13 protein-coding genes are annotated in these 12,207 nt (G+C 72.2%); 9 read left to right on the forward strand and 4 right to left on the reverse strand.

Going from position 1 to position 12,207, the window contains the following annotated elements; genetic code table 11:
* Nucleotides 1-37: 37 nt before the first annotated feature.
* Nucleotides 38-634 (forward strand): hypothetical protein, encoded by a 597-nt coding sequence (locus ACFYT4_RS02535; protein WP_389264493.1) that lies wholly within the window; start codon nucleotides 38-40, stop codon nucleotides 632-634.
* A 101-nt stretch (nucleotides 635-735) separates the two neighbouring features.
* On the opposite strand, the gene ACFYT4_RS02540 is transcribed toward ACFYT4_RS02535, so the two are convergent.
* Nucleotides 736-1,356, reverse strand: coding sequence for an L-threonylcarbamoyladenylate synthase (locus ACFYT4_RS02540; RefSeq protein ID WP_389264495.1), 621 nt, complete (start codon nucleotides 1,354-1,356; stop codon nucleotides 736-738).
* Between the two features lie 180 nt (nucleotides 1,357-1,536).
* Between ACFYT4_RS02540 and ACFYT4_RS02545 the strand changes: the two genes are divergently transcribed.
* On the forward strand, nucleotides 1,537-2,376 hold the full coding sequence (locus ACFYT4_RS02545; protein WP_389264497.1) for an alpha/beta fold hydrolase: 840 nt from the start codon (nucleotides 1,537-1,539) through the stop codon (nucleotides 2,374-2,376).
* Nucleotides 2,377-2,701: 325 nt separating this feature from the next.
* Nucleotides 2,702-3,925 (forward strand): cytochrome P450, encoded by a 1,224-nt coding sequence (locus ACFYT4_RS02550; RefSeq protein ID WP_389264499.1) that lies wholly within the window; start codon nucleotides 2,702-2,704, stop codon nucleotides 3,923-3,925.
* Nucleotides 3,926-4,222: 297 nt separating this feature from the next.
* Here the strand turns inward: ACFYT4_RS02550 and ACFYT4_RS02555 are convergent, their stop codons facing one another.
* Nucleotides 4,223-4,684: an ATP-binding protein gene (locus ACFYT4_RS02555; protein ID WP_389264501.1), complete on the reverse strand. Its 462-nt coding sequence runs from the start codon at nucleotides 4,682-4,684 to the stop codon at nucleotides 4,223-4,225.
* Between the two features lie 729 nt (nucleotides 4,685-5,413).
* Here ACFYT4_RS02555 and ACFYT4_RS02560 point away from each other — a divergent pair.
* From ACFYT4_RS02560 to ACFYT4_RS02575, 4 genes are all read left to right on the forward strand, one after another.
* Complete coding sequence (locus ACFYT4_RS02560) at nucleotides 5,414-5,647, forward strand: DUF397 domain-containing protein (protein ID WP_389264502.1); 234 nt, start codon at nucleotides 5,414-5,416, stop codon at nucleotides 5,645-5,647.
* A 63-nt stretch (nucleotides 5,648-5,710) separates the two neighbouring features.
* On the forward strand, nucleotides 5,711-6,508 hold the full coding sequence (locus ACFYT4_RS02565; RefSeq protein ID WP_389264504.1) for an SAM-dependent methyltransferase: 798 nt from the start codon (nucleotides 5,711-5,713) through the stop codon (nucleotides 6,506-6,508).
* Nucleotides 6,509-7,355: 847 nt separating this feature from the next.
* Entirely contained in the window at nucleotides 7,356-7,667 is a 312-nt protein-coding gene (locus ACFYT4_RS02570) for a hypothetical protein (protein WP_389264506.1), read from the forward strand.
* The gene (locus ACFYT4_RS02575) at nucleotides 7,660-8,457 is read left to right on the forward strand and encodes a DUF2637 domain-containing protein (protein ID WP_389264507.1); all 798 of its coding nucleotides are present in this window, start codon (nucleotides 7,660-7,662) and stop codon (nucleotides 8,455-8,457) included. The genes ACFYT4_RS02570 and ACFYT4_RS02575 overlap by 8 nt, the downstream gene beginning before the upstream one ends.
* Nucleotides 8,458-8,603: 146 nt before the next feature.
* Here the strand turns inward: ACFYT4_RS02575 and ACFYT4_RS02580 are convergent, their stop codons facing one another.
* Nucleotides 8,604-8,816 (reverse strand): DUF4287 domain-containing protein, encoded by a 213-nt coding sequence (locus ACFYT4_RS02580; protein ID WP_389264509.1) that lies wholly within the window; start codon nucleotides 8,814-8,816, stop codon nucleotides 8,604-8,606.
* Nucleotides 8,817-9,158: 342 nt separating this feature from the next.
* Between ACFYT4_RS02580 and ACFYT4_RS02585 the strand changes: the two genes are divergently transcribed.
* Entirely contained in the window at nucleotides 9,159-9,590 is a 432-nt protein-coding gene (locus ACFYT4_RS02585) for a nuclear transport factor 2 family protein (RefSeq protein ID WP_389264511.1), read from the forward strand.
* A 194-nt stretch (nucleotides 9,591-9,784) separates the two neighbouring features.
* Here ACFYT4_RS02585 and ACFYT4_RS02590 read toward each other — a convergent pair whose 3' ends face one another.
* On the reverse strand, nucleotides 9,785-11,113 hold the full coding sequence (locus tag ACFYT4_RS02590; protein WP_389264513.1) for an amidohydrolase family protein: 1,329 nt from the start codon (nucleotides 11,111-11,113) through the stop codon (nucleotides 9,785-9,787).
* Between the two features lie 143 nt (nucleotides 11,114-11,256).
* On the opposite strand from ACFYT4_RS02590, the gene ACFYT4_RS02595 reads away from it, so the two are divergent.
* Nucleotides 11,257-12,207: a MurR/RpiR family transcriptional regulator gene (locus ACFYT4_RS02595; protein WP_389264515.1), complete on the forward strand. Its 951-nt coding sequence runs from the start codon at nucleotides 11,257-11,259 to the stop codon at nucleotides 12,205-12,207.

Consider the following 12,207-nt stretch of genomic DNA (forward strand, 5'->3'; position numbering starts at 1 on the left):
CCCGCGGGTTCCGCGCGCCTGAATCTAGGATGAGCGGATGACGTGGAAAAGCTTGCAGGTCGACGCCGTCTGGGTACGTCGGCTCACTGCCCTGGCGGACCAGCCCCAGAACACCTCCGGGCTGGAGGCGGCGTTCCTGCGGTACGGCTGGGCGCGCCCCGGCCCGGAAGGGCGACCGGAGATCGAGTGGGGCGGCGGGGCGGCAAGCCCTCACGAGATCACCGGCGGCGGTGGCGAGGGCGTGGGATGGCGGCTGGAACTCGGCGACGCGCCCGGGGAGGTGCCGGGGGCTTGGTTCGCCCGGCTGCCGTGCGCGCTGTTCTGGCCCGCTTTCGGCGACGAACCGGAGGACGTCGAGGACGCCGGGCAGGACGACCTCGACGACGACTACGGGCCGGCCTGGATACGGCGGCCGGAGGCCGAGCGCACCGACTTCCACGCCGAATTCCGCCGCTTGGGGGAGCTGATCCGTGCGGAACTGGGTGAGCCGGACGAGACCGGGTCCGCCGAGATGGACGAGCGCTGGGAGCGGTGGGACCGGAAGGCCGGAGTGGTTGTCCTGGAGCGCACCGACGACATCAACTCCTACTCCCACTACGACGTGATCGCCGTGAGGGTGGGAACCGCGTCCTAGCCGGCGCCGCCGGTCGTTCCCGGGCAGTTCGCCGCCGTCGCCGCTGCCGCGGCGGGACAGGCCCGCGCGGGCGGTGGCCCGGCCCCCGGCCCCGGGACGGGCTACTCGAACCGGTCGGGGTCGCCCGCCCCCCGGCGTACGATCTCGGGCTCGCCGCCGGAGAAGTCGATGACCGTGGTCGGCTCGGTGCCGCAGTCGCCCGAGTCGATCACGGCGTCCACGACATGGTCGAGCCGTTCCTTGATCTCCCAGCCCTGGGTGAGCGGTTCGTCCTCGCCGGGCAGGAGCAGGGTGCTGGAGAGCAGCGGCTCCCCGAGTTCGGCGACCAGGGCCTGCGCCACGGCGTGGTCGGGGATGCGGACGCCCACCGTCTTCTTCTTCGGGTGGAGCAGCTGGCGCGGCACCTCCTTCGTCGCGGGGAGGATAAACGTGTAACTGCCTGGGGTCGCGGCCTTGATGGCGCGGAAGACGTCGTTGTCGATGTGCACGAACTGGCCCAGCTGTGCGAAGTTCTGGCAGACCAGCGTGAAGTGGTGACGATCGTCGAGATTCCGGATCGACCGGATCCGGCCGATGCCGTCCCTGCTGCCCAGCTGACACCCCAGCGCGTAACACGAGTCGGTCGGGTAGGCGATGAGCCCGCCCGACCGGATGGTGTCGGCGACACCGGTGATGGTGCGCCGCTGAGGGTTCTCGGGGTGTACGTCGAAGTACTTCGCCATCCGGCGAGTCTAGCTTGATCGTCGATCTGTGCGGCGCGGCGGCGACAGGCCGTTCCACGGTGGCGGCACGCGGCGGATGGACCTCGGGGTCCCGGTGTCCCTTGTCATCCCCGCAGGTGCTCCGAAACAATATCTCGATAGTCGAGATTATCGCTGAACGAGCAATCATGGAGCGGAGCCATGTCTCACGGCACCGATTTCGATGCAGCCTACGACGCCGCTCTGAGCCGCTGGCCGGTGGAGGTGGAAAGCGTCGACGTGCCTTCCCGCTTCGGCAGCACACGCGTCCACATCAGCGGCCCGGAGCACGGCGCCCGCCTCGTCCTACTGCCCGGCGGCGGGACGACCTCGATGGTCTGGTTCGCCAATGTCGCGGAACTGGCCCGCGATCACCGCGTCTACGCCGTCGACGTGATGGGCGACATCGGCCGCAGCGTGCACAACGGGGCGCCGCTGCGCGGCATCGGCGATCTGACGGCCTGGATGGACGACGTCTTCGACGGCCTCGATCTGGACGGCGCACACCTCTGCGGCCACTCCTACGGCGCCTGGATCACCCTGAACTACGCACTGCACGCGCCCGGCAGGGTCGGCCGGATCGTCCTCCTCGACCCGACCAACTGCTTCGCCGGCATGAGTGTGCGCTACTTCCTGCGGGCGCTGCCCGCCCTGCTGAAGCCCTCCGTCGCACGGCACCGGAGCTTCCTCCGCTGGGAGACCGGACGCGCTTCGGGGGATCCGGCGTGGCAGTCCTTCCTCGACAGCACCGTCACGGCCCCTCGGTCCAAGATCCTCGTCATGCGCCGCCCGAAGACGGAGGCGCTGAGGTCCTGCACCGTGCCCACCCTGGTGCTCCTGGCCGAACGCAGCCGGGCCCACCACCCGCTGCGCACGGCCGCCGCCGCCCGGCGCCGCATGCCCCGGGCGGAGATCGCCATGCTGCCGGACGCGTCCCACCACACCATCCCCACCGAGGACCCGGCCCTGCTCAACGGCCGTCTGACCGAGTTCCTGGCCTGATCGCCCCGCCCACGGCCAGACCGGCGGCTCCCGTGAAACCGGAGTTCGGGGAGGGTGAGGAGCTGAGCCGCCCGGGGCGGCGGTCACCCCCGTCGCCGCGTACGTTCCGACGGCGGGTCGGCCTGTCCGGACACGCCCCTCGGAACCGGTTCCGGAGTGCCGGCGGTCCACGACGGAGACCACCGGCGGACCGTCCGCCGACCCCTCCGGAGGCTCCCCCGGGGACGGGTGGCGCGGGTGCGAAGGCCGCCGCGTACCGTGGGGCTGCTGATCAAGGCCGCCGAAGGCACGCACCGCCGGGGAACAGGGATCGGGGATTCACCGCATGAACAGCTCACCGGTCGCGCTCGACTCCCTGGACCTGTTCGGGGAGTCGTTCGTCCGGGACCCGTATCCGACGCTGGATCTGCTGCGCGAGTCCGCGCCGGTGCACCATCACCCCGATACCGGGCTGTGGCTGGTGAGCCGGTACCGGGATGTGCGGGAGGTGCTGCTCGATCCGGTGGCGTTCCTGCCCGACAACGCCCAGCAGGCGGTGACGCCCCTGACGGTGGCCGCGCTCCGGCCGCTCGTCCGGTCCGGCTTCTCGCTGCCGCCCGCGCTGGCCGACAACGGCGGTCCGACACACCACGGACTGCGGCGGCTGGTCACCCGCTTCTTCAACGCGCAGCGGGTGGCGGAGGCCGTACCGCTGATCGAACGGACGGCGCTGGAGCTGCTGTCCCCCGTACGCGAACGGCTCGACGGCCGGGGCCACTGCGACCTCGTGGCCGACTTCGCCCGGGTCCTGCCGTGCCGGGTGATGATCGAACTGCTCGGTGTGGAGGGGGCGGACCCGCTCACGCTGGCGCGCTGGAGCGATGCCTCGCTGGAACTGTTCTGGGGCCGCCCCTCGCCGGAGCGGCAGGTGCAACTGGCGGTACTGGCGGGCGAGTTCCACACCTGGCTGACCGAACGCTGCACCGGATCCGCGGCGCCGGGGAGCCTGATGGCCGCGCTGCGGGACGAGGCCCCGGACACCGCGACGGCCGTGGCGGTGTGCTACTTCGTCCTCATCGCCGGCCAGGCCACCACCGGCCAGCTGATCGCCACCGTGCTGCGCCGGGCGCTCGACGACGGAGCCGCCTGGGAGCGCGCCGCGGCCGAGGAGGGCTTCGCGGAGGCGTGGTCGGAGGAGGTGCTGCGGCGTGAGCCGCCGGTGACGACCTGGCGCCGGCGGGCGGCCCGGGACGTGAGCATCGGCGGAGTACAGGTCCCGGCGGGCGCGCCGCTGCTGCTGATGCTCATGGGCACGGGTTCCGACCCCGAGGTGTTCGACGAGCCGGCGCGGCTGTGCCCGCACCGGCCGAACGCCCGGCTCCATCTGTCCTTCGGCGCCGGACGGCACCGCTGTCCGGGCGCGCTGCTGGCCCGTACGGAGGCGGCGATCGCCCTGCGCACGGCCGCGCGGTCCCTGCCCGGTCTCATGGCCTCGGCCGGTGCGGAGCCTCCCCTGCTGGGGCTGCTGTCCTTCCGGGCGCCCACCGAGGTCACGGCACACCGGCGCTGACGGTACGGCTTCCCGGGCGGTCGGCACCGGACGTACGGCGCCGGGTGCCGCTCCCCCCGTATGCCAGGGCTTCCGCCCTCTCCGGGAGATCTCCGCGCCCCGGCCCGCGGTCGTCCCGGCCCGGTCCGTCCGTGGACCGGCCGGTGGTGTTCCGGCCGCCGCGAGCGAGGAGCCGTTCCCTGGCCCAGAGGCCTTGCCCCGTACCGCCGTTCGGAGAGCGTCGTGCGGGCGGAACCCGTCGATCCGGGCGGCGCCCGCCCGGTGGAACCGCCGATGTGCTGCCGAACCGCACGGTCGTCATAAGCGGCCCCATCCGTCCCGGCCCCCCGCTCCGACGACCGCCCACACCACCGTGCCGGGCCCCTCGTCCGCCTCCCGCCGGAAGGCTCCCCAGTCCTCCGACAGGGCGTCGACCAACAGCAGCCCCCGGCCGCCGGGTTCGTCCACCCCGCCGTGACGCACCCTGACCGGGGGTTCGGTCACCCCGTCGTCCCCCACCTCTATACGGACCGCGCGCGCCCGCGTCTGGATGCTGCACGTCACCCGTACACCCCTCGCGTGGCGGATCGCGTTGGTGACCAGCTCGCTGATCACCAGGGAGGCGGACTCCAGGACGTCGTCGCCGTGCCGGTGGGCACGGAGGTAGGCCCGGACCATCCGGCGTGCCACGCCCACCGAAGGTCCTTCCGCCGGCAAGTCGAATACGCAGGTGGCGGCGGGGCAGGTGAGTCCGGCAGTGCGGGGGGCGGCGATGGTCACGGCGAATCCTCACGGTCATGGCCGGACGGAACGGTGCACCTGGCTCCAGCCCCACCCGGTCCTGGACGAGCTCGGTCGCCGGGGTCCCGCCGGTGGTCATGACGGCGGCCGGCACGGATGCCGGTGAAACCCGAGTGACGTGAGCTGAGTCACGCCAACTATGGCTTGCCCCAAGCGTGTTGACAACCCGCACTCTGCACAGTGCACAGTTATCAGGCCGTTCTGCGCACCGGCCGCGCACCATGGCACACTGCACCCGACGGCCGGACCACAGGACGGGGAGGCGGGGGTGTGTGCGTCACGATCCGCGCCGGGCGTCCCGCGACCGGTGTCCGGCCGAGGGCGCCAGTACCTCCGGCGGGAGCGGGCGTGACGGGCCGCCAGGACGGCCGCCTGCCGGGTACGGCACACATCCGGCCACGCCATGCCGCGCCGCCCGGTCGACGGCCCGTCAGCCGCCCCCGGACGGACCGGTCGCCTCCGGCACCCCTGCGGCCGGGATCCCCGCTTCGGACCGCCCGCTCCGGCACCGGGTGCGCTCCGGTGGCGAGGGACCGTACGCCCTGTTCGGCCGAATCGATTTTCCCCGTGCCCGCCACGGCGCGAGCCCGACCCGCTCCACCCTGGCGGGACCCCGTCCACCGCGAGTTTCCCCGACCGGACCCCCGTCATCGCGACGCGACCGAGAAGCACTGAAGATGTCCCCGTGGACATCCGCAAAGGAATGTCATGATCACACGAATCCGCAATGCCGACGCCGAGCTGGGCACGGAAGACTGGCGCAAGCCGTGGAGCGGGCCCAACGGGGCCTCCTGCATGGAGACCAAGCATCTGCCCGACGGCAGGATCGCGCTGCGCCAGTCCACCGACCCCGAAGGCCCCGCACTGATCTGGACCCCGGAGGAATTCAGCCGGTTCATCACGGCGGCGAAGCGGGGCGAGGCCGACTTCCTGCTTCCGTGACGACGCGTCCGGCCGCGCGCCGACCCGGCACACCCACACCACAGCGACGATGGAGGACGCCCCATGGCGGACACCGGTGATCCACCGGCCCTGATCGACACCACCAAGCCGCACCCGGCCCGTATGTACGACTACTACCTCGGCGGAAAGGACTACTACCCCGTCGACCGCGAGACGGCCGAAAAGGCCCTCGCCGCCTTCCCCGCGGGAAGAACCCTGGCACGGGAGAACCGCGCCTTCATGAACCGCGCCGCCAAGCTCCTCGCCGAGCGGGGAATCCGCCAGTTCCTCGACATCGGTACCGGAATCCCCACCGAGCCCAACCTGCACACGGTGGTGCAGAAGGTCGTCCCGGACGCCCGGGTGGTGTACGTGGACAACGACCCCATCGTGCTGGCACACGCCGAGGCGCTGCTCACCGGCACCTCGCAGGGCAGTACGGACTACATCCAGGCCGATGCCAGGGACCCGGAGACGATCCTCGGGAAGGCCCGCAGAACCCTGGACTTCGACCAGCCGATCGCCCTGTCCCTGGTGGCGCTGCTCCACTTCATCCCCGATGAGCACCGGCCGTTCGAACTGGTCCGGCAGCTCTTCGGGCCGATGGCCCCCGGGAGCCATCTGATGCTCTCCCATGTGACGGGGGACTTCGACCCCGAGACCTGGGAGCGTGTCATCGGGATATACCGGGGCAACGGCGTCGAGGCGCAGGTGCGCTCGCGCGACGAGTTCACCGCCTTCTTCGACTCCCTCGACCTGGTCGATCCCGGTGTCGAACTGGGCACGCACTGGCACCCCGTCGCCGATCCCGGCGGCGGCGACCCGGTCCCCCTGTACGTGGGGGTCGCCCGGAAGGGGTGACCCCTACACAGGGACTCGTATCGTACGGGAGGGGGTGACCGGCCCCGCGGGAGAGCCCGCGGGGTCGGCGGCCGTGCGCCGCGCGGAGGCCGCCCGCCCCAGGGCCGCGCCCGGGGGGGGGCGCTCGCGCGGCGCTCCGTCGGGCGGGAGCACGCCCCGAGCATCCGGCGGGTGTCATTCCGCGAGGTGATCCGGAGCATGCCTTTCTCGGCGAACCGGCCCGCAGTGTCGGTGAACGGCCTGCCGATACCGGTTCGCCCCGGTTGGAGACGCCCGTCTTCTCGAAGATGCCTTGGTGTGGTCACGGACCGCGTGGGGCGACAGACGCAGTCGCCGGGCGAACCCGCCCCTGGGGAGTCCGCGGGTGATGCGCTCGATGACCTCGGTCTCCCGGTCCGTCAGCTCGTAGGCGTCAACGATGAGGGCATGTTCTCGGACGGCTTCGCCGGTTCGATCACCCCGGCGGAGGGCCCGTGGTGCCGTCCGCCCGTCGCGGGCAGGAGGCATGGCAGACCGGCCACCGGCCAGGCCGGACGCGCTCCTGGGCGACGGCACCCGAGGGGAAACGGCCGACCGCCGCATGCACCGACCGCTCCGGCCCTCCGCGCAAGGACAGCAGGAGATTCGCCGGGCCCTGGGCGACTTCGCGGGTGCCGGGTGCGGTGTCCGCGCGGGCCGGGTGCTGGTACGGTCCGGGCGGTGCGGGTCGCCCGCTCACCCACGGCGCCCCGAACTCGTATCCGCCGGTCGTACCGAGAACCGATAAGCGGCCTGGTCAACCAGAACTCTCCGGCCACCCACTCCTTTGCCGCGCATCCGAGGGCATACCCCGTGCGTTATCTGGAATATGACAGCAGCACAGTATTCCGCTGGCCCCCGGCGCGAGATGTCCGCGCCCGGCCCGCGCCTCCCCTCGGCGGTCGCGATGGGAGAGTTCATCTTCACGCCGGGCTGGGCCCGCACCCCGGCCGGCGCAACCAGCACGCTCCATCGGGACGGTACCCATATCGAACTGCGCTGCTCAGCCTCCGCGGTGGAGGACTTCCTCGCGGTGATGGTCCGGCTGGAGGACGACTTCATCCGCCTGTGGAACGCCATCGGCCGCCCGAGCGGCCACGGCCACGGTATCGGACGGATCGGCCAGAACGTCCATGCATGACGGACACGGCCGCCGCTCCTACGAGGGCTCCCCTCTCCACCCGGACGACACCGCGTCATGGGTGGCCCCGGGGCACGGCCGCCACCGCTCCGTCATCCCTCAGCAATACCCCCCGCTCGGACCGCTCGACGCATCGTGGGACCCGGCCGAGGAACTGGCCTTCCTTCTCCACGACGCCACCGAGGCCGAGCACACCATCACTCCCCCGGCCCCCCGCCGGGGCGAGACCGCCCCGGCGGAGCCCGGCCCCGACACATGGCCCGGCACGGACCACCTCCCGGCCGACCCGCCGTATCGCCGGGCGCCTCACCCGCGGCGCCGCAGGGCCCGGGTCCGCAGACCGGCGTTCACCCTGCTGCAGACGGCCAGCTTCTTCATCGCCGCGCTCGCCGCCGTCATCGTCTCCATGGTGAGCGTCTTCGGAGGCATGGTGGCCTACGATCCCCTGCGCCATATCGCCGAACCCCGCACCCACGGCGATGTCGTCCACTGGTGGCCGCTGCTGGTCTACGGCCCCTGGATGGTCGCCTCGCTGTCCATCCTGCGGGCCGCGCTGCACCAGCGCCGGGCCGTGCACTCGTGGGCGGTCGTTCTGCTGTTCTCCACCGTCGCGATACTGCTGTGTGTGGCCCAGGCGCCCAGGACCTTCACCGACGCGGCGACCGCGGCTCTGCCCGCCCTGGCCGCCCTGGCCTGCTTCCAGCAGATCGTCCGCCAGATCACCCTGACGCGGCCACCGCGCCAGGCGACGCCCCGCCACCGCAACACACCCCCAGCAGCCTCGTCCTGACCGCCGCCCGGCCGATCGTGGGCGGCTGGGTTTAGGTTGTCGGGACAGGCGACACGAGGGTCCCGGCCGGCCGACCGGCCGGGACCCTCACTTCGGCACGGGCCGTGGTCGCGGCGCTGTCCCGCCCCGGCAGCGGGCGGAACCCCTCACTTCCCGCTGTCCTCGGCCAGGGTGTGTGCCACCAGGGCGTTGGCGTGCCCGTGGCCCAGGCCGTGTTCCGCCTTGAGCCAGCCGACCAGGTCCATGTGCTTGGTCAGGGGCGAGGTACGGATCAGTTGTTTCCACTCGGCCACGGGGCGGCCGTACTTCTTCTCGATCGACGGGAAGTAGGCGGCGGGGCCATTCTCGGTACCGGTCATCGTGCGCTCTCCATCCATCGGTCCGGACGTCGTCGACTCCCCGTGCCCGGTCGGGCCGGGCGGGGTGCCCGTCGTCCCGGGCGGCCGTGTTGTCGCCTGTGGTGACCACGGGAAACAGAAGAACTCATCGGTCCACGGAACTATTCCGCGACCTCCGCGGAGGTCTCCGGGTCACCTCCGCGCCCAACTGCCGCCGGTCCTCACGGCGCAGAGGGCGCGGCCCGGCAGGCGGCCGCCCGCCCCGTCAGAGCATCTAGTTAAGTTTGACTAATAACTTTCAGGGCAGTACCCTATAGTCAACTTTGACTACTGGATCCGCGCGGATCCCGGTAAGGAGTGCGCATGCCCGTCGTTCTGCCCGACACCGGCTACATCCCCACCGCCGAAGACCGGGAGAGCCTCGACGCGTGGTTCACCGAGTACGACGCACAGAGCGCCCAGCGCGCCGTCGAGCGCATGGCCGACATGGCGGTGTTCCCGCTCAACCTCGTCAGCGACGACTCCGCGGGCAACGGCCGCTCGGCACAGTGGAGCCGAGAGCAGTTCATCGAGATCATGACCGGCGTGATGGGCGACGGAGACCAGAACATCACCTTCGAGTCGGTACGTACCCCGGTCTTCCTGTCCGCCGCCATGGCCGTGGTCTTCACGGACTCGACCATGACCATGGACGGCAACTCCCAGCAGCTGCGCTACGCCGACGTCCTGGTGAAGCGGGGCGGCGTCTGGGCGTTCCAGACGATGATCCAGGGCGGCTGGGGCGACAACCTGTAGATCCACACCGCTCGACCGCCCGGGGCGGGCGAGGGCCTCGCCCCGGGACGGTGGGCGGTGAACGTACGGCAGTGGACGGGCGGCGCCGCCGTACGTTCACCGGACGGGCGGTGCCCCCGTGGGCCCGGTCGGCCGGGCCCACGGTTGCGCCGCGCCACCGGAGCCGGGCGCACCACGTTGGTGGTGACGGAGGGTCAGGCGTCGACCGTGAAGCCGTAGCTGACCACCGTGCTCGGTGAGCTGAGGACGGAGACGTCGCGCAGCGGGTCGCCGTCGACCAGGACGGCGTCGCCCCGGAAGCCCCGGGCCAGCCGGCCGGCGGTGCGCTCCAGACCGATCAGGCGCGCGGCGTTCGTGGTGGCGGTGCGGATCGCGTCGAGCGCGGACAGGCCGGCCTCCCTCATCAGCTCGATCTCCCGGCCGATGGGGTCGACGGCACCGCTGGAGGAGTCGGTTCCGGCGGCGATACGGACACCCGTCTCATGGGCCCTGCGGACGGCGCGCTGGGCGATGGGCAGGAAGGTACGGCCCCGCTCGGCGAGAACCGGGTCCGGGTCGGCGGCCAGGCTCGCCATCGCGGCGAGGGTGGGCGTGAAGTACGTACCCCGTCGCCGCATCTCCCCCATCGTGCGCTCGCCGAGGTACACCCCGTGCTCGATGCTGTCGACGCCCGCCATCACCGCGTCGTGGATGCCCTTCTCGCTGTAGCTGTGGCACAGCACCGTCGCCCCGCCGCGCCGCGCCGCCGCGACGGTGGCCGAGAGCTGCTCCCGGTCGTACACCTGGGTGAGCGGGTTCTCGGTGGGCGAGCCCGCGCGTTCGTTGACACGGGTCTTGATGACGTCGACGCCCCGGGAGAGGTTGACCTCGACCACCCGGCGCAGGGCCTCCGGTGTACGGACGCCGTCCTTGAGGAGGGACAGCGGCGCGAGGTCGGGGTCGGCGAGGATCGTGTCGCCGAGCCTCGGGGTGACGAAGATGCCCGCCGCCCTGATCCTCGGGATGCGCTGGGGGGTCCACCGGGCCAGCTCGCGCAGGGCGATGTCCTGGTAGAAGGCGGTGGTTCCGCTGCGGATGCTGGTCGCGCCGAGGCGGACGGCCTTGTGCGCGTCGGTCAGGTTGCTGAGGTGGATATGGGCGTCGACGAGGCCAGGGAGCACCCAGCGGCCGTTCGCCCGTACGACCTTCGCCGCCTTGCCGACGGCGGCGACGTCGTTGCGGGTCTCCCTGCGCGTGCCGGCGGCGCGGACGACGCCGTCCTCGATGACGACCACCGCGTCCTCGGTGACCCGGCCCGTCAGCGGATCGAGGAGCGTGCCGCCGTCGATGATCAGCGTGCCGCCGCGCGGCGGACGGGAGGAGCCTCCCCCGGGGGCGCCCTTGCGGCCGCTCTGGTGCGCGGTGGCGGTGCCCGTAGCGGCCCCGGTCAGCGCCGTCGCCCCGGCGAGCACGGCCGCACCGGCCATGATCCCGCGGCGTGTCACCCGGGGGGACGGAGGCGGAGTGTTGGGGTCATTGCACATGGACACGGCTCCTTGAGGGTGTGGCTGGAGTTGATGCGGTTGCGCGGTGCCGGGCCCGGTGCGCGATGGCCAGGACGATAATCGCACGTGAAGGTGCATACAACAGCTAGTGCACAAATTCGTGCAGGGAGACAATGGGTGGCGTGATCGACGACGGTGTTGACGACGGCCCGGTACCCGACGGCGTTCCGGCGCTCGGCGGCGGTACGGGAACGGTGGCGGAGTGGCTCGACGGGCTCCTGGCGGGCGTCCGCGTGGGGCCGAAGGCAGCGCGTGTCCGCCAGGTGCTGACCACGCAGCCCGCCTTCTGCTCGTACGCCACCGCGGCCGAGGTCGCCTCCCGCGCCGGGGTCAACCGCGCGACGGTGATCCGGTTCGCCCAGAGCGTGGGTCATTCGGGATGGCCGCGGTTCCAGGCGGGTTTACGGGCGGTCTATCTCGCCCGGCGGTCCGGTCCGGGGCGGTCCCCGGCCGCCGGGGGCGGCCTGCTGGCGGCCTCCTTCGCACGCGACGCGCAGAATCTGCGGGAGCTGGAGCGCTCCTTCGACTTCGAGGCCGCCCGTACCGTGGTGCGGGCCGTCCGCGCGGCGCGCCGTACCGTCGTCGTCGCCTCCGGCACCCATGCCGTCGCGGCGAACGCGCTGGCGATGGAGGGGGCGGCCCACGGCTTCCCCATCGTGTACGAGGACCGGGGCGGGCCTCATCTCGCCAACGCCCTCGCGGGCCTGGGCGCGGGCGACTGCGTGGTGGCCTGGAGTTTCTGGCGGCACTACCGCCAGACCGTGGCGGCGCTGCGGGTGGCCCGTGCGGCGGGCGCGGTGACCTGTGTGATCACGGACACCCGGCACTCCCCGCCGGCGCGTGAGGCCGCGCACGTCCTGGTCGTCCCGACCGAGGGGGTGGCGAGCGTCCAGTCGATGACGGTGGCGACCAGCGTGGCGTACGGTCTGCTCGCCGAGCTGACGGCGACCGGCCCGGCACGGGACCGCCCGGCGGCGGAGCGGACGCTCGAGGTCTGGTCGGAGCTGGAGCTGTTCACGGAGGACAACCAGGGGTGGGACGGGGCCCGGGGGACGGCGCCGGGCGGACGATGA

This window comes from Streptomyces sp. NPDC004609, assembly GCF_042873655.1.
Taxonomy (GTDB): domain Bacteria; phylum Actinomycetota; class Actinomycetes; order Streptomycetales; family Streptomycetaceae; genus Streptomyces.

Bases quoted from the DNA above. Each gene is read 5' to 3' on its own strand.
- ACFYT4_RS02535 (WP_389264493.1), top strand. From the start codon at position 38: ATGACGTGGAAAAGCTTGCAGGTCGACGCCGTCTGGGTACGTCGGCTC.
- ACFYT4_RS02540 (WP_389264495.1), bottom strand. From the start codon at position 1,356: ATGGCGAAGTACTTCGACGTACACCCCGAGAACCCTCAGCGGCGCACC.
- ACFYT4_RS02545 (WP_389264497.1), top strand. From the start codon at position 1,537: ATGTCTCACGGCACCGATTTCGATGCAGCCTACGACGCCGCTCTGAGC.
- ACFYT4_RS02550 (WP_389264499.1), top strand. From the start codon at position 2,702: ATGAACAGCTCACCGGTCGCGCTCGACTCCCTGGACCTGTTCGGGGAG.
- ACFYT4_RS02560 (WP_389264502.1), top strand. From the start codon at position 5,414: ATGATCACACGAATCCGCAATGCCGACGCCGAGCTGGGCACGGAAGAC.
- ACFYT4_RS02565 (WP_389264504.1), top strand. From the start codon at position 5,711: ATGGCGGACACCGGTGATCCACCGGCCCTGATCGACACCACCAAGCCG.
- ACFYT4_RS02570 (WP_389264506.1), top strand. From the start codon at position 7,356: ATGACAGCAGCACAGTATTCCGCTGGCCCCCGGCGCGAGATGTCCGCG.
- ACFYT4_RS02575 (WP_389264507.1), top strand. From the start codon at position 7,660: ATGCATGACGGACACGGCCGCCGCTCCTACGAGGGCTCCCCTCTCCAC.
- ACFYT4_RS02580 (WP_389264509.1), bottom strand. From the start codon at position 8,816: ATGACCGGTACCGAGAATGGCCCCGCCGCCTACTTCCCGTCGATCGAG.
- ACFYT4_RS02585 (WP_389264511.1), top strand. From the start codon at position 9,159: ATGCCCGTCGTTCTGCCCGACACCGGCTACATCCCCACCGCCGAAGAC.
- ACFYT4_RS02590 (WP_389264513.1), bottom strand. From the start codon at position 11,113: ATGTGCAATGACCCCAACACTCCGCCTCCGTCCCCCCGGGTGACACGC.